The 14207-nt window shown below is 42.5% G+C and carries 18 protein-coding genes; 7 read left to right on the top strand and 11 right to left on the bottom strand.

Annotated elements, in window-relative coordinates:
• Nucleotides 1-194: 194 nt before the first annotated feature.
• On the bottom strand, nucleotides 195-1055 hold the full coding sequence (locus tag MFLO_RS12425; protein WP_036098334.1) for a GRP family sugar transporter: 861 nt from the start codon (nucleotides 1053-1055) through the stop codon (nucleotides 195-197).
• 286 nt (nucleotides 1056-1341) lie between these two features.
• On the opposite strand from MFLO_RS12425, the gene MFLO_RS12420 reads away from it, so the two are divergent.
• Entirely contained in the window at nucleotides 1342-1623 is a 282-nt protein-coding gene (locus MFLO_RS12420; RefSeq protein ID WP_036098332.1) for an AbrB/MazE/SpoVT family DNA-binding domain-containing protein, read from the top strand.
• A gap of 68 nt (nucleotides 1624-1691) precedes the next feature.
• On the opposite strand, the gene secG is transcribed toward MFLO_RS12420, so the two are convergent.
• The 10 genes from secG to rlmN all read right to left on the bottom strand — a co-directional run bounded on the left by secG (nucleotide 1692) and on the right by rlmN (nucleotide 8235).
• A complete protein-coding gene (gene secG / locus MFLO_RS12415) occupies nucleotides 1692-1925 on the bottom strand; it encodes a preprotein translocase subunit SecG (RefSeq protein ID WP_036098330.1) in 234 nt (77 codons plus the stop codon).
• Nucleotides 1926-2015: 90 nt separating this feature from the next.
• Nucleotides 2016-2795: a type I 3-dehydroquinate dehydratase gene (aroD, locus tag MFLO_RS12410; RefSeq protein ID WP_036098328.1), complete on the bottom strand. Its 780-nt coding sequence runs from the start codon at nucleotides 2793-2795 to the stop codon at nucleotides 2016-2018.
• A gap of 22 nt (nucleotides 2796-2817) precedes the next feature.
• On the bottom strand, nucleotides 2818-3537 hold the full coding sequence (locus tag MFLO_RS12405; protein ID WP_036098327.1) for an NUDIX domain-containing protein: 720 nt from the start codon (nucleotides 3535-3537) through the stop codon (nucleotides 2818-2820).
• Nucleotides 3538-3705: 168 nt separating this feature from the next.
• A complete protein-coding gene (gene rpmF, locus MFLO_RS12400) occupies nucleotides 3706-3873 on the bottom strand; it encodes a 50S ribosomal protein L32 (protein ID WP_036098326.1) in 168 nt (55 codons plus the stop codon).
• Between the two features lie 75 nt (nucleotides 3874-3948).
• Entirely contained in the window at nucleotides 3949-4509 is a 561-nt protein-coding gene (locus MFLO_RS12395; protein WP_036098325.1) for a nitroreductase family protein, read from the bottom strand.
• The gene (gene isdG, locus MFLO_RS12390; protein WP_036098324.1) at nucleotides 4506-4880 is read right to left on the bottom strand and encodes a heme oxygenase IsdG; all 375 of its coding nucleotides are present in this window, start codon (nucleotides 4878-4880) and stop codon (nucleotides 4506-4508) included. Before isdG ends, MFLO_RS12395 begins: the two co-directional genes overlap by 4 nt.
• A 77-nt stretch (nucleotides 4881-4957) precedes the next feature.
• Entirely contained in the window at nucleotides 4958-5314 is a 357-nt protein-coding gene (locus MFLO_RS12385; RefSeq protein WP_036098323.1) for a DUF488 domain-containing protein, read from the bottom strand.
• 157 nt (nucleotides 5315-5471) lie between these two features.
• Nucleotides 5472-5882 (bottom strand): Imm48 family immunity protein, encoded by a 411-nt coding sequence (gene imm48 / locus MFLO_RS12380; RefSeq protein WP_036098337.1) that lies wholly within the window; start codon nucleotides 5880-5882, stop codon nucleotides 5472-5474.
• 246 nt (nucleotides 5883-6128) lie between these two features.
• On the bottom strand, nucleotides 6129-6992 hold the full coding sequence (locus MFLO_RS12375; RefSeq protein ID WP_036098322.1) for an AraC family transcriptional regulator: 864 nt from the start codon (nucleotides 6990-6992) through the stop codon (nucleotides 6129-6131).
• Nucleotides 6993-7131: 139 nt separating this feature from the next.
• The gene (gene rlmN, locus MFLO_RS12370) at nucleotides 7132-8235 is read right to left on the bottom strand and encodes a dual-specificity RNA methyltransferase RlmN (protein ID WP_036098321.1); all 1104 of its coding nucleotides are present in this window, start codon (nucleotides 8233-8235) and stop codon (nucleotides 7132-7134) included.
• Nucleotides 8236-8397: 162 nt separating this feature from the next.
• Here rlmN and MFLO_RS12365 point away from each other — a divergent pair, with 162 nt between their 5' ends.
• The 6 genes from MFLO_RS12365 to MFLO_RS12345 all read left to right on the top strand — a co-directional run bounded on the left by MFLO_RS12365 (nucleotide 8398) and on the right by MFLO_RS12345 (nucleotide 14190).
• Nucleotides 8398-9354 carry an AAA family ATPase gene (locus MFLO_RS12365; protein ID WP_036098320.1) on the top strand — a complete coding sequence of 319 codons (957 nt, stop codon included), beginning with the start codon at nucleotides 8398-8400 and terminating at the stop codon, nucleotides 9352-9354.
• Complete coding sequence (locus tag MFLO_RS14840) at nucleotides 9347-9799, top strand: hypothetical protein (RefSeq protein ID WP_051993658.1); 453 nt, start codon at nucleotides 9347-9349, stop codon at nucleotides 9797-9799. The genes MFLO_RS12365 and MFLO_RS14840 overlap by 8 nt, the downstream gene beginning before the upstream one ends.
• Entirely contained in the window at nucleotides 9748-10485 is a 738-nt protein-coding gene (locus MFLO_RS14835) for a DUF58 domain-containing protein (protein WP_162148161.1), read from the top strand. The genes MFLO_RS14840 and MFLO_RS14835 overlap by 52 nt, the downstream gene beginning before the upstream one ends.
• Nucleotides 10485-12587 (top strand): DUF4129 domain-containing transglutaminase family protein, encoded by a 2103-nt coding sequence (locus MFLO_RS12355; protein ID WP_051993656.1) that lies wholly within the window; start codon nucleotides 10485-10487, stop codon nucleotides 12585-12587. The genes MFLO_RS14835 and MFLO_RS12355 overlap by 1 nt, the downstream gene beginning before the upstream one ends.
• 59 nt (nucleotides 12588-12646) lie before the next feature.
• Nucleotides 12647-13186 carry a DUF1697 domain-containing protein gene (locus MFLO_RS12350; protein ID WP_036098319.1) on the top strand — a complete coding sequence of 180 codons (540 nt, stop codon included), beginning with the start codon at nucleotides 12647-12649 and terminating at the stop codon, nucleotides 13184-13186.
• Between the two features lie 773 nt (nucleotides 13187-13959).
• Nucleotides 13960-14190: a hypothetical protein gene (locus MFLO_RS12345; RefSeq protein ID WP_036098318.1), complete on the top strand. Its 231-nt coding sequence runs from the start codon at nucleotides 13960-13962 to the stop codon at nucleotides 14188-14190.
• Nucleotides 14191-14207: the final 17 nt, after the last annotated feature.

Below are 14207 nucleotides of genomic sequence, written 5' to 3'. Positions count from 1 at the left end.
CTGGCACTAAATCATCCATGGAGATGGCCACCATTTGGTGGCGAATATCGTCTTGATGTTTGGATAACATGTTCTTCACCTCTTGTTTTTTATGTCAGTTCTCTCCTTAGTATAATCAAAAAAAGACTGTAAACAAAGTTTTTTCACTACTTTGTCTACAGTCTGAAGCATTCCCAAAACTGGGAATGCTTTTTTCAGCTTTTGGCAAATCCAATCATTGTTCCGCCGACAAGCACGAGAACGACGCCAAGAAGAACAAGCACAAGCTCCTTTTTAGTTTTCTTTTCACCAAGGAACAATATACCGCCAAGCGTCGAAAGCACAACACCCATTTGCGAAAGAGAAAAGCCAGTTGCGACACCGACCATCTTGTTTGAGAAAAGCAAAGCTAAATTCCCAGTTGCCCACATCATGCCAGGAATGATCGTGAGGAAGGTTTCTTTCGTGAAACGCGGTTCCTCTTTACCGCCGATAGTAAACAGAAACGCTCCAATCACCATCCCAACAGCTTGCGGCAAAATCGCATCCCAACCGCTGATATCGAAAAACCGTGTCACAACCACATAGCCGACATAGCCAATTGAAGAGACGATAAGTGTTGCTATCCCCTTTTTCAAGTTGTTGCTTGATTCAGCATTCTTATGCTCCTCATACGATGTCATAAAAATACCAACGATGATAAGCGCGAGTGCACTAAACCCAAGAATAAGCTTTCCTGTCGTGCCCCATTCGTGAAATGCAAACACCCCGAACAAAGAAGTTCCAACAAGTTGCATTCCCGTTGAAATCGGCATTGTTTTTGAAACCCCAACCTGCGTAAAAGCACGGAATTGATTCATTTGCCCGAGACTCCAAAATCCCCCAGAAACAAAACTCGCAATCAAAATTGTTGCCGTATAATGAGGTTCTGTAAATAAAAATATAAAAACTGCAAAAATAAGTGCACCAAGTGCCGTTCCAATAATTTGCTGTTTCGGCTTTCCGCCGATTTTTGAAACGACTAGCGGCATAACTCCCCACATCAAAGCAGGAACAAGCGCGACTAAAATATTCATTCAACTCTCTCCTCCAGTTGTCTTTTACAAGCCTACGTTTAGTTCATAAATATAATTTATATCACTTTTCTAAAGAAATTTAAAATAATATGATTAAAAAAGTCTTTGATTTTGACTTTAAAATAACACTTTCACCTATTCCAATTAAAACCAGTTAAGCACTGCACATTATCTACGTTTTTTTTTTTAACTATACCAATTTTGCTAAAATAAGCATATTTATCTTTTTTTTGGGTAAACATAACTTAGAGAGAGAACTAAACACACACAGAAAGAAGGGGAGTAGATGAAATCTACAGGTATGGTACGCAGAATTGATGATCTTGGTCGGATTGTAATTCCGATCGAAATTCGCCGTTCACTTCATATTAACGTTAAAGATTCGATGGAAATCTTTATCAATGAAGAATCGATTGTCCTAAAAAAATATACAGCAGGACTCGTTTGCGATGTAACCGGTGAATTCTCAGTGGACAACAAGAAATTTTTAGAAGGAAAACTCACACTTAGCAAAGAAGGTGCTGAGCAACTCATCAAAGAAATCGAACAACAATTTCAAGAATCCTAAACATGTAAAAAGCACTCTGGTTTTTATCCAGAGTGCTCTTTTTATTTTCAGTTTATTCTTCACACTGCTTACTTCATAAAGAAGCCGATTGTAATCAAAATCGCAAAGAAAAGCACTGATAAAACAATAGTCGTCCGATGCAAAATCAGTTCTAATCCTCTTGCTTTTTGCTTCCCAAATAGCTGTTCAGCCCCACCTGAGATCGCGCCAGATAAACCGTTGCTTTTCCCAGGTTGAAGGATGATTACCACTACGAGAAGTACTGATACAATCATGAGTATGATCGTTAACGCTGTACTCATTGTTTTTCCTCCTAAATCCGTCCAGTTTGACTAACGTTAATTCTATCATATTTCCGGAATGCGTACAATAGAACCTTACGAAATAGTTTGTTACAATTCTGTGAAGGACTCGATTTGTTTTGCCTGCACAGCATTCAAAATTCGTTTTGTTGCTTCAACTGAAATTTGACCAGGTGCCGATGTTTTTTCAAGAGCTGCATACGTAATCGCTGACCCGAAAAAACGGCCAGAAAGGCGTGATAAAATCCCAAGTTCCCCCATTGCAATTGCGACAAAAGGCTTTACTGCTTCCATGTTCATCACAGCCGCCGTATCAAGCAAAACAAGTGTATCCGTGCCCGTTTGAGGCATGACAGCTACCTTCGTAATATCTGCGCCAAGCCGCTCCATTTCTTTTATTCGACTAATCAGCTCCGTCTTGGCTGGGGTGGACTTAAAATCATGACTGCTCATCAATACTTTAATCCCTGCTTGATGAGCCTCTTCAATCAGTTCCCCGAGCTCGTCTTCATCATGAAAAAGTTCAAGATCAATCAAATCAATCTCTTTCGTCCGAATAAGCGTCCGATTCAGTTCATAGTAAAAAGATTCCTTGATTTCCGCCTCGCCGCCCTCAGCCTTTGTTCGAAACGTAAACAGCAGCGGTTTATCCTTCACAAACGGTTTAAATTCTCGAAGTGCCCACTTAACCGTTTCAAGATCTTCAACCTTAGCGAAACAGTCCGCACGCCATTCAATCAAGTCTGTAGCAAGTTCTCCCGCTTGTTTAGCCTCACGCTTCAAATCTGCAATCGTTTTTCCGACTAGCGGGACACAAATTTTAGGGTGCCCATCCCCAATTTCAACCCGTTTTACTTTCACCGTTTCCATCGTTATCCCCCCGTCATTTTTCTCAGAAGAAAATGCTGTGTGCATTTACCGTCTGGTTAAAATAGTATTTTCCAGCCCCATCTTGCTCTATAAAAGGTAGGAGTACTAAGTAATCCTCAAACACATGTAGCGGTGGAAGTGCCTCGCGATAAGTAGCTTCACTGATCATGTCATAAAGTTCCTTAGCTGAAAAAAACTCTGGTAGAAATTCACTCAATTTTGTGGAGCGAAGTAATTCTCGAGTAATCTTGTCAACCGCGTCTTGCAAAATCTGCTTATGATCAAAAGCAAGTTCCAACGTAAAAGCATCACTTACCGCCACAAGATCAACCCGTTTGGCATCATCGCCTGCCTTCCGTGCCAAAAGCGCTTCAAGCGGCACAAACGCATAATGCGCCCGCGAAATAATCCATCCGCGTGGATCTCTCCCCGGCTTATCATATACCCCAAACGCTGTGAGCGGAATATCCGTTAAACTTGTTTCTTCCTCAAGCTCGCGTAGCCCTGCTTGATGCGCATCCTCATCCGGATTTACGAATCCACCAGGAATTGCCCATTTTCCACCTTCGATATTCGGCTTGCCTTCTGCATTCGTCTCGCTGCGCTGAATCAAAAGCACATGAAGTTTCCGTTCTTTCATCGTAAATAGCAAAATATCACTCGTATAACCGTCTGGCGTCCGAAACTTATCCGTACTATAACCTTCAAGAGCCGCTTTATTATCTACAAATTTTTCTTTCATAACGCTGCCTCATTTCCATTTCTTTCCTCTAAATTTGTCCATTATTGAACAGAAAAAACGATCCCGCGGACAAATTGTTCTATAAACATCATTTTATCATGCGTTTTATAAAAAAAATACCCATCTTTGCGAAGAAAAAACTTCCTATCGCAAAAATGAGCATCTTGATTATTCAATAATTTGCTTTCCTTTGTAAGAACCGCTCGGGGAAATCCGGTGACTCATCCGGTATTCTCCAGTTTCGCGATCAAGCGAAAGCCCTGGCACCGTAAGACCTTTATGAGTACGGCGTTTATTTTTCTTCGTTTTCGACGTTCTTCTAGCAGGTACAGCCATAAGCTTCTGACACCTCCATGCATCAATTTCTTACCTATTTTATCGCTCGAAAGAATAAGTTGCAACTAAACGAACTTACAAGTCATGCAAATAGTCCTCTAGCTTCCGCCGCGGTTTTGCATCTGGAACTCCCATCCCTCGCTTTGAAAGCGGCAAAATTCCAATCAGTCTTTCATCCTCAGGTAGCCCAAGCGCTTCACTGAAAACAGAATCAAACATCCATCCCGGCGTACGCCACACCATTCCAATTTCGTTTTCCCAAGCAATCAGCTGCAAATTTTGAATAAATGCACTTGTAGCTGCAAGCGATTCAAAATCCTTCTTCTCGTTTCCAAACAGCATCGTCGATACAATCAGCACAACCGGAGCAGCCGTAATCTTCTGCATCACTTTCTCGCGCACTTTCGCAAGCTCTGCCTCATCTGTCTTATGAGAAGCACTTAGCGTGGCCTCTATGTAACGTTCCTTCTGTTCATCTGTTTCAATAATCCTAACCTGCCATGGTTCAACCTTGCTGTGGAATGGAGCAAAAGAAGCCGTTTCAACCAAACTTTCCACTAGCTCCCGCTCAATTGGTATTGCCGAAATTTGTTTGTACGTGCGGCGCTCGCGCATCGTTTTCCTTAATTCGCTCATTTCCCTTCACGCGCCGCTTCCGCCACATCCTGAACATGCAAAATTTCATATTGGGCAATTTGATTTCCAAGAATACCCCTTCTGTCGCGCTGCTGTTCGCGCGAATTCTTCGTCCGGCCGTGCGCTTTTTTAAAAGAATCGCTCTTAAGCCATGCTCTTTGAGCTTCTTCACTTTCCCATTTACTTGTCACCACGAGCTCGTCATGATCGGCATCTTCTAGCTTCTTTTGCCATAGCTCAAAACCGAGAAAACCCTCTACTTCTGCGATATGACGCGTCGGTTCGCCGGACCCATCAATTCCCGTGAACTGCTTCACCACGTGCTCCAATTCACCTTTTTCTACCCGAATTGTATTCGTTACAATAATCAATCGAAGTTCCCCCTTCATCTCCGTTTAGAGTTCTATTCTAGTACCTCGATTATATTGATAATGATTCTCATTGTCAATTAAAATTTATCCTCCAGCCATTCCTGTAAAACCGTCACTTGATTTTCTCGTTCATTTTTCGCACCAAAAAGAAGCGTAACATCTCTTTTAGCAAGTTCTTCCTTCAATAGTTCAACAAATGGCTCGACAGCTTTATTTTTCCGCAGTTCTTCCACATAACGCTCACGAAATGCTTCAAAATCAATCCGTTCCTTATGAAAATCCTTCCTTAGATCATTTGATGGCGCAACTTCTTTTTCCCAGTAATCAAGTTTCGCTTTTTCTTTAGATACTCCTCGCGGCCAAAGTCGGTCTACTAATATCCGGCAGCCGTCTTCTTCGGCTGCCCCTTGATAGATGCGTTTTGTTTTCAGCATTTCTCATCACCTCATTTTTTATTCCCCAGTTTTGGAGCTTATAACCTATCGCCATTTTATTGTCGTAAAATAAATATGTATTTATCTAAAAAATAGTACATGTATACACTTTGGTGCCATAAAAAAGCCGGGAACCTAAATCCCGGCTTGAAACGTCTTATTTCGCCGCTGCAAACTCACGCATAACTTCCAAAATACTAGTGATATCTTTTGGAAATTCTTGATCGTTTCCAGTGCGGTAGTATTCCATATATCCTTCAAGACCTCGCTCAATCACCGTAAACTGTGCAGGATGATGTTCTCGTTCCGTACACTTGATAACGTGCGATGATAGATGTGAGGCATCTCTTTCACTAAAACCAAAGACATGAACAAGCGAAGCTACTAAACTTGACTGAATCTCACTTCCGTCCGCGTCCATTTCAGACCCGAGCATTGTAAGCATTCCAAACAAATAGGATGTAACTACCTTTGATTCCAAGTGATCACTTTTATTCGGATCAAACTGCAAGGCTTCAAAAAATCGTTCTGCACATTTTCTTGCTTCTGCAAAGAAAGACTTATCCAATTTTGGCACCCCTTTTACTAAATAAAAAACGAAACAAGCAGCTTTCTCCACTGCTTGACCTGCCGCAAACTCTTTACGACAGATTCATTATAACACTTTTCGTTCGAGTTGCAAGCAAATTTTTTTTAGAAAAAAAGGCACTTGCTTCCTTGAACTGAACTTACTTTAAATCAGCCATTTGATGTAACAAAACCAAACTCAAAAAGCCCTCTTTCTCTATATCCGGAAAAAGAAGGCTTTTTGCTATTATTTAATTGGAATCCAAACTTCTGATCGGTAATCTGCCGCATCAGAATCGCCGCCAAAATACACTTCAAGTTCTGGGCCGCCAGTTGATTCATAACCGCTTGATGGAAACCATTCCGCATAAATCTTTTTCCATACCGCTTGAATGGCATCCGGGAGTGCCCCAGTTGCTGTAAAAATTGCATATTGTGCATCTGGAACAGTCATTGTTTCATAACCTTCTGGAACCTCTCCTGTCGATTCTGCCGCTATCCAGTAATCCATTTCTCCTTTTTTATACTGCTCTTCCGTCATAAAGCAAATTCCAAGCGAACAATTTTCCGGCGCTATCGTCATCGCCTCGATAGCCTCTAACTTCCCGCTTGCATATAACTCCTCCCAAAACTTCGGCAGTTCGCGCAAATTTTCTCCATTCTTTGTTGAGAACACACGTTTTTCGCCAATTACAGTAAATGCTGGTTTTCTTTCAATACGAAATTCCATCGGTTCCTCTCCTTTCAAACTCACTTCAATGTGAAGACGGTTATAGGCTTTTAAACTCGTACCGGCTTTTCTCGCACCGCTCGGCGTAATACCGTACAATCGTTTGAAGGCCTTCGTAAATGCTTCTGGCGTCTCGTAGCCGTACTTATAGGCAAGCGTGATGATCTTCTCATCCGTAATCAAAAGATCCTGCGCCGCAAGCGACAGCCGTCTACGCCGAATGTATTCTGCCACCGTGATACCCGTCAGCATGTAAAAACTGCGCTGAAAGTGGTAGCTCGATGCCGCAGCTTCCTTTGCAATCCATTCGATGCTCAGTTCCTCCATCAAGTTGTCTTCCATGTACTCAATGGCACGATTCATTGATTCAAGAAAGGCCATATGTCCCCTTCCCCTCTCCATAGTTTTATTCTATCCCAAATTGCTTTTTTCTTCCTGTCCGTTTCTGCTTTCTTTGGACAGGTAAAAAAAAGATCAGCAAGCAAACGAACCATTCGTCTTCTTCCTGATCTTTTCACAATTAATTATTTTCAAGAGCCTTTTTTTGGCGCATCCGTTCGCGCACGCCGACACGTTTGATTTGCTTGCTTCTTAGCTGACCGCAAGCAGCATCAATATCCGTCCCTTGTTCGCGGCGCACCACACAATTGACACCATTTTTCTTCAGCACATCATAGAAGGCTTCAACGTCTTCTTTTCTGCTACGCTGATATTGATTGTGCTCATCAACAGGGTTGTAAGGAATCAAGTTCACGTAAGACAATTTGCGCTGGTCTTTCAAAAGGTCAGCAAGCTCCTGTGCTTCCTTAGGCGAATCGTTGACATCCCGAAGCATAATATATTCATAGGTTACGCGGCGGTTCGTTTTTCCAATATAATAACGAATCGCTTCCATCAACTTCTCAAGCGGAAAAGTCCGGTTAATCCGCATAATGCTTGTCCGCAGTTCATCGTTCGGCGCATGAAGGGATACCGCTAAGTTAACTTGGAAGTCTTCATTCGCGAAATCAATAATCCTTGGCGCGAGTCCGCTTGTCGAAACGGTGATATGGCGCGCCCCAATGGCAAGACCTTTATCATGATTGACGACACGGAGGAAGTTCATCACATGGTCATAATTATCAAACGGTTCGCCGATTCCCATCACAACGATGTGGCTAACGCGCTCATCCTTCGCGCGAGCGTCGAGGAATTTTTGCACATTCATGATTTGCGAAACAATTTCACCGGCGCTTAAGTCACGCTGCTTTTTCAGTAAGCCGCTCGCGCAAAATGTACATCCGATGTTGCATCCGACTTGCGTTGTCACACAAACCGATAAGCCGTATTCATGACGCATCAAGACCGTTTCAATCAAGTTGCCGTCTTCTAGTTTAAATAAATATTTGATCGTTCCGTCCGCAGATTCTTGAACAATCTGTTCTTCGAGTGTATCTAACACAAAATTTTCCTTTAATAGTTCGATGCTTGCTTTCGGGACATTCGTCATCTGATCGAAGGAATCAACACGCTGTCTATATAGCCATTCCCATACTTGCGTTGCCCGGAATTTCTTTTGCCCGTTTTCTTCAAACCAAGCCGTTAACCTATCAAACGTTAATCCGTAAATGGATTTCTTCGTCATTACTCAGCCTCTTCTCTTCAAGATTATTCTTCTATTTTAATGGTTTTCAGTTTAACAAGCAATAGCTTTTCTTTTTTCCGTATCAGTTATAAATTCTTGTGCTTCACTTTCCGGTTAGCATATACTTAAAAAAACAACTTACAAATGGGAGGCCCAATCCACATGACTGAACCGTCTCAAAAAATAGAACAAATTATTCAAGAAGTTGAAAAGGTGATCGTCGGAAAGCGTAGCGTAATTGAACTAAGCTTGACTGCGCTTCTTGCCGGCGGCCACGTTTTAATCGAAGATGTGCCAGGTGTCGGAAAGACAATGCTCGTTCGCGCACTCGCCAAATCGATCGATACCTCTTTTCGCCGCATCCAGTTTACACCCGATTTGCTTCCTTCTGATGTGACCGGCGTTTCCGTTTTCAATCCAGAAACACGTGATTTTGAATTTAGACCGGGTCCGATTATGGGAAATATTGTCTTAGCCGATGAAATTAATCGCACAGCACCGCGTACACAAGCCGCTTTGCTTGAAGGAATGGCGGAAAATAGCGTCACCGTTGATGGTGAAACTCGCCCGCTTGCTGAACCATTCTTCGTAATGGCGACGCAAAACCCGATTGAATACGAAGGAACTTACGCGCTGCCAGAAGCGCAGCTCGACCGTTTTCTCTTCAAGATCACGATGGGTTATCCGACCAAACAAGAAGAAATTGACCTTTTATCAGCGAAGCAACAAGCCGAACCGCTCGAAAATACTAAAGCCGTCATTGGGTTAACCGATTTACTCGAGTTGAAAAGAAGTGCCGCAGATGTCTTTGTCGCAGATGAACTAAAAAGTTACATTGTCGAACTTGTTCAAGCTACGCGCCGTCACACGCTCGTTTCACTTGGCGTCAGCCCACGTGGTGCAATTGCGATGATGCAGGCAGCCAAAAGTTTCGCCTTCGTTTCCGGACGCCAGTTTGTCACTCCAGACGACATCCAATATCTTGCACCCTTTATTTTCACTCACCGCTTAATTCTTAGTGCAAATGCACTTTATAATGAAGCAACACCAGAACAAATCATTCAAGATGTTTTGAAAAATACGGCTGTGCCTGTTGAAAAGAGTCGATTCAATGGCTAAAAAACGCTTTTTCTTGATGATGCGTGCTTTCTCACTCGTGTTACTTTATGCCGGCTTGATTGCTTATACGCTGTTTCAAGGCGACTCTGCCAGCTGGTTTTTGACGTACTTTTTCAGCTTTATTTTATTATTTGTAATTTTTGCTTCTTGTTATCGTTTGAAAAACTGGCACATAGACCTAGCTTTCTCAAAAGTGGCCTATTTTGATGGCGACCGCATTCAGGCTGAACTTATTCTGAGCCGCAAATCGCATTATCCTTTAGGGTATTTATTTGTTCGTCAAATGCTGCCAAATTCGTTAGCGCAAAACGAGGTTCGTAAACGCATCGTCTATCCGTTTTTTTCAAAAAAAAAGTTCGTGTATCACTTGCGCCTTTTAAAGCTAAACGCGGCGTGCACATTTTTCCGGAAACGGTACTCGAATCAAGCGACCCGTTTGGCATGATCGAAAGAAGCGCCACCCTTGCGAGCGCACAAACAATCACTGTGTTCCCGGCCTATTTTCCAGATATTCTCGAACAGCTCGATGATGCCGCACCGGAAAACGACAGCAATGCGTCACACTGGACGCTTCGAAAAAATGAAAATCTGCATGGCTTACGTGAATTTTCACCGGGTGACCGCGTCGCTTGGATTGATTGGAAGACAACAGCCAAAACCGGAACGATGATGACACGTGAATTTGAAAACAGCGCTTTAAGCCGTATTTCGGTTGGTTTTTTCGGGGCAGATGACCCCAACTTTGAATATGCACTTAGAGCGGCTTATTCGTTTAGCCGCAAGCTTCTGGAACAAAATAACGAACTGCGAATAACTCTATTTGGTACTGAAATTGAGACGTTTGATTTCGGTCGCGGCAGCAAGCATTTACATGAAATTTCTCAGGCATTCGCTGAAATAAAACCGCAAAAAGTGGACATTCTCCTTGCTCCGTTTGAAAAGGAATTGAAGGAAAGCGGTGCTCTGCTTTTATTTGTTCCGAGGATTACGAAAACACTCACTCGCCAAATTCAAAAACTTGCCGATAAAAAAGTGATCCTTATTTCGATTTACGAACCGGAAGAAAACCAGCCTAATGTGATTTATCTGCATAAAGATTTGCTAACTCCAACACAGGGAGGTGAGTCTTAATGCCGAAAAAACTTTTGACAGGGATTCTATATCTGCTTGCGGTCTGTTTGATCTCCGAATGGATCTACCCATTTAGTTTTTTGACTGAAACAGACCATTCTATCGGGATGATAATTTTTGATGCGCTTTCGCTAGGTAGTTTTTTCCTTGGATGGCGATTTTACTATACGATTCCGCTGCACCTTATTTTAATCTATGTGTTTTTATCTGTGAGTTTTGATGCCAATCCGCTTGATCCCGCTTTCTTCAGCGAGATTAGTAAATTGCTCGTAGAAGGTTTTACAGAAATGATTTCATTTAATGCAGCAGAGATTGATACCAAATTTATTTTTGCGATTTTCTTTATTGCATTATGGTTACTTGATTACATCACGGCTTATTGTCTTCTCAAAAAACAGCGGATCTTAAGTATTTTGGCACTGACGGTAACATATATTGCGATCATTAATACATTTACGGATTATAAGGGTGAAATTGCGCTTGTTCGCACGGTGATACTCGGCTTCCTACTGCTGCACTTTGCACTCGCTTCTCGGATTGAGGCGCCCGGCAGAATTCAGCGGAAAGGACGCTCGGCGATCTATCATCTTTGCTTTTTGGCGGCTTTAACAGGATTTCTTGTGGTTTCGCTTTTCCTTCCAAGCCAAAAACCGATTTTTAAAGATCCAGTGCCCTATATTCGTGAAACGCTTGGTATGAACACGACGCGCACAGTTGGCTACAGCGAGGATGATACGGAACTTGGCGGCGCGCTTCAACCGGATTACAGCAAAGTGTTTGAAGTTACGGCATCGAAACCGCATTACTGGCGGGTTGAAGCCAAGCGCACGTATACTGGGAAAGGCTGGGCAAACACCAATCAAGCGAGCGAGGAAAGCTTTGCCGCAGAGGAAGAATTTCCGGTTCAGTTGAACGATGCCTATAGTGAAAAAACAGGTCGGGTAGCGGTTCGCTTTGAAGCGTCAAATGATTACTTGGTTTATGCGTATGGAACGCAAAAAGTGCTTTCGCAAGCAGGGCCGTTTGATTATAATCAAGCGAATGAAAAAGTAACTGCAAGGCGCACTGTGAAAAACTATTCGCTTGAAATTAAGGAGCCTGTCTATGATGTGAGGAAAATGAAAGGAGCAGCATTTGATACCCTTTCAGACGGCTTTGTGAGCCGCTATACGCAATTGCCGGACAATCTTCCAAAGCGCGTTCAAAATTTGGCAGAGCGAATAACGAAAGATGCGGATACAAATTATGAGAAAGCGAAAGCGATCGAGAATTATATGAGCTTCACCGGACAGTTTCGCTACAGCACAGAGGATGCACAGGGAACGGGACGCGATGCAGATTACGTCGATCAATTTTTGTTTGAAACGAAGGTTGGCTACTGCGATAATTTTGCAAGTTCGATGGTCGTCATGTTGCGTTCGATCGGGATTCCAGCTCGGTTTGCCAAGGGGTTTACAGCGGGAACGGAAGTCGGGACGTCTGATGGAAACACGGTTTACCGAGTTCAAAATAACAACGCCCATTCGTGGCCGGAAGTTTATTTCCCAGGAACAGGCTGGGTGCCATTTGAACCGACTGCCACGTTCCAAAATCCCGAAACGTTCACCGATTCGACGGAAAGCGCACGCCAACCTGAGGCAAGCAATCCAAGCCAGTCGGAAACAGATACGACGAACGGACAAACGCAAGAACAGCAGCAAAATCAAGCGGCAAGCAAGGCTAACGAACAAGAGCAGAAAAACGAAACCACAAGCGCTCAGAAGGAGACGGCCACAAATTCCTTCAAGCTACCTAGTTTCACCTATGTCATTCTGCTTGGCCTCGCTCTTCTCCTAACCGCGGTTCTCCTTGTGTTCCGCAAACAAATCCGGCTTCTACTTTTGAATCGGCAGGCGGAACGCGGAAAGCTCACGCTCGAAGTGGGTTATTTACGGCTTTTGAAACTGCTTCACGCATACGGCTATCGCCGCGCTGACAGCGAAACGCTCGCTGAGTTCGCTGAACGTGTGGACATTTCGGGATTTGCCAAGCTTACGGCGAGCTATGGAGCCTTTTTTATACGGCGGAAAAGAGCCCGTGAACTGGCAAAAGGACTTTCTTGAAGTGCTTACGGAGCTTAAGAAAAAGAAAAAATAAGTTGTGAAAAGAGGGAAAATTGCCTATGAAAAGGTATGTTGCTTTATTAAGAGGCATCAATGTGGGGGGCAAAAACAAAATAGCGATGACTGAACTTAAAGCGGGATTTTCAGAAATCGGTCTGCTGGAAATTACCACATATCTGAATAGCGGTAATGTAATCTTTTCTAGTGAAACGGATGATACAGCCCAGCTTTCCAATACCATTACGTTAATGATAAGCGACAAGTTTAGCTTAAATATACCTGTTCATGTTGTCTTGCAAGATGAACTTCATGAGCTTTTAAATCATGCACCTGTTTGGTGGGGAAGTGATGACAAAGCTGTCTATGACAATCTTATTTTCCTTATGCCACCTCTATCTTATGAAGAATTTTATGAAGAAATTGGCGCTCCTCAAATAGCACTGGAAAAAATTGAGCCCTATAAAAATGCTATTTTTTGGTCATTTAGCCGAAAAGAGTATCAAAAAACAAACTGGTGGTCAAAAACGGCAAACTCTCGCGTGAGCAGTCTCATCACAACCCGAACAGCCAATACTGTTAAGAAAATTGCTTATTTGTGAGAACATGTTTTGAATCGGAATAGTGCAACTCTCTATTCATCAATTTACTTTAAGCCTATTGAACGAGAAAAAAATCTAGCGCCCGTTACGGACGTACCGGTTCGAAGTAATCCCAACACTTTAAGAGTGCTGGGATTTTTTTGTATGTGAAAAAAGATAAGTTGAGCATAAATTGACAATTTTTAAGGGTTTCAAATCGCTTTGCTTCAGAATAAATTTAGTAGTTAGGTTACGTACTATGAATGGAGTATGACATCTATTAATCAGCGGATTTTGTATAAAGATAGTATTTGAGAGAAGACACAAAACTGGTCTATAAGGGAAAACATGAACTAACGGTAAAAAGATGTCTTGCTGTTATACAAGTGAGGCATTTTTTATTGTTCGATGTCAGAGTTTTATGTTAAAATACGGGAGTAGAGCAAAACTCCCAGTTAAAGACGTTTAATTTGAGGTTTTTGTACTCTTAAAGATTTAGTAGCAGTAAAACCGCATTTTGAACTTTATAATCCTGCTGGCGGTTTTTGTACTCTTAAAGATTTAGTAGCAGTAAAACTGAAGCGGCTCGAGATGAAGCTGAGCGGTGTTTTTGTACTCTTAAAGATTTAGTAACGGATTATAAGTTGACCTTGTCCAAATGGATGGGGTTATTTTTTATGCCATTTTTTCTATTGTTACTAGACGATTTCATCAAATAGTCACATTTCTATTCCATATTGTATGTTACACTGTAAAAGTAGAAATAGAATACAACGAAGAGGTGAGTATACAGCATGAAAGATGTGGAGTACAAGGAAGATGATTTTGACCGTGCGCATGAGAGCATTGGAAACTTAATCGGAAAAGGCGTTTGGGGAAAAGGGGCCATTGATGAGCTAAAGAAAGCGTCCGAGAACTTGGACGATGTCGAGGAAATGATTCGCGATTTGGATTGTGATGGAGCGATTTCATTCAGCCATACGAGTTTAGAAAAAGAGCTTCAATCCGTGTTTGAAGATTTTTGAAGTCTTGCACCAGTTTC

It is taken from the genome of Listeria floridensis FSL S10-1187, assembly GCF_000525875.1.
GTDB lineage: Bacteria > Bacillota > Bacilli > Lactobacillales > Listeriaceae > Listeria > Listeria floridensis.
Note: the sequence above shows the minus strand (reverse complement) of the source record. Positions and strands in the feature narration are given on the sequence as shown.

Bases quoted from the DNA above. Each gene is read 5' to 3' on its own strand.
- MFLO_RS12425 (WP_036098334.1), bottom strand. From the start codon at position 1,055: ATGAATATTTTAGTCGCGCTTGTTCCTGCTTTGATGTGGGGAGTTATG.
- MFLO_RS12420 (WP_036098332.1), top strand. From the start codon at position 1,342: ATGAAATCTACAGGTATGGTACGCAGAATTGATGATCTTGGTCGGATT.
- secG (WP_036098330.1), bottom strand. From the start codon at position 1,925: ATGAGTACAGCGTTAACGATCATACTCATGATTGTATCAGTACTTCTC.
- aroD (WP_036098328.1), bottom strand. From the start codon at position 2,795: ATGGAAACGGTGAAAGTAAAACGGGTTGAAATTGGGGATGGGCACCCT.
- MFLO_RS12405 (WP_036098327.1), bottom strand. From the start codon at position 3,537: ATGAAAGAAAAATTTGTAGATAATAAAGCGGCTCTTGAAGGTTATAGT.
- rpmF (WP_036098326.1), bottom strand. From the start codon at position 3,873: ATGGCTGTACCTGCTAGAAGAACGTCGAAAACGAAGAAAAATAAACGC.
- MFLO_RS12395 (WP_036098325.1), bottom strand. From the start codon at position 4,509: ATGAGCGAATTAAGGAAAACGATGCGCGAGCGCCGCACGTACAAACAA.
- MFLO_RS12385 (WP_036098323.1), bottom strand. From the start codon at position 5,314: ATGCTGAAAACAAAACGCATCTATCAAGGGGCAGCCGAAGAAGACGGC.
- MFLO_RS12375 (WP_036098322.1), bottom strand. From the start codon at position 6,992: ATGGCCTTTCTTGAATCAATGAATCGTGCCATTGAGTACATGGAAGAC.
- rlmN (WP_036098321.1), bottom strand. From the start codon at position 8,235: ATGACGAAGAAATCCATTTACGGATTAACGTTTGATAGGTTAACGGCT.
- MFLO_RS12365 (WP_036098320.1), top strand. From the start codon at position 8,398: ATGACTGAACCGTCTCAAAAAATAGAACAAATTATTCAAGAAGTTGAA.
- MFLO_RS14840 (WP_051993658.1), top strand. From the start codon at position 9,347: ATGGCTAAAAAACGCTTTTTCTTGATGATGCGTGCTTTCTCACTCGTG.
- MFLO_RS12355 (WP_051993656.1), top strand. From the start codon at position 10,485: ATGCCGAAAAAACTTTTGACAGGGATTCTATATCTGCTTGCGGTCTGT.
- MFLO_RS12350 (WP_036098319.1), top strand. From the start codon at position 12,647: ATGAAAAGGTATGTTGCTTTATTAAGAGGCATCAATGTGGGGGGCAAA.
- MFLO_RS12345 (WP_036098318.1), top strand. From the start codon at position 13,960: ATGAAAGATGTGGAGTACAAGGAAGATGATTTTGACCGTGCGCATGAG.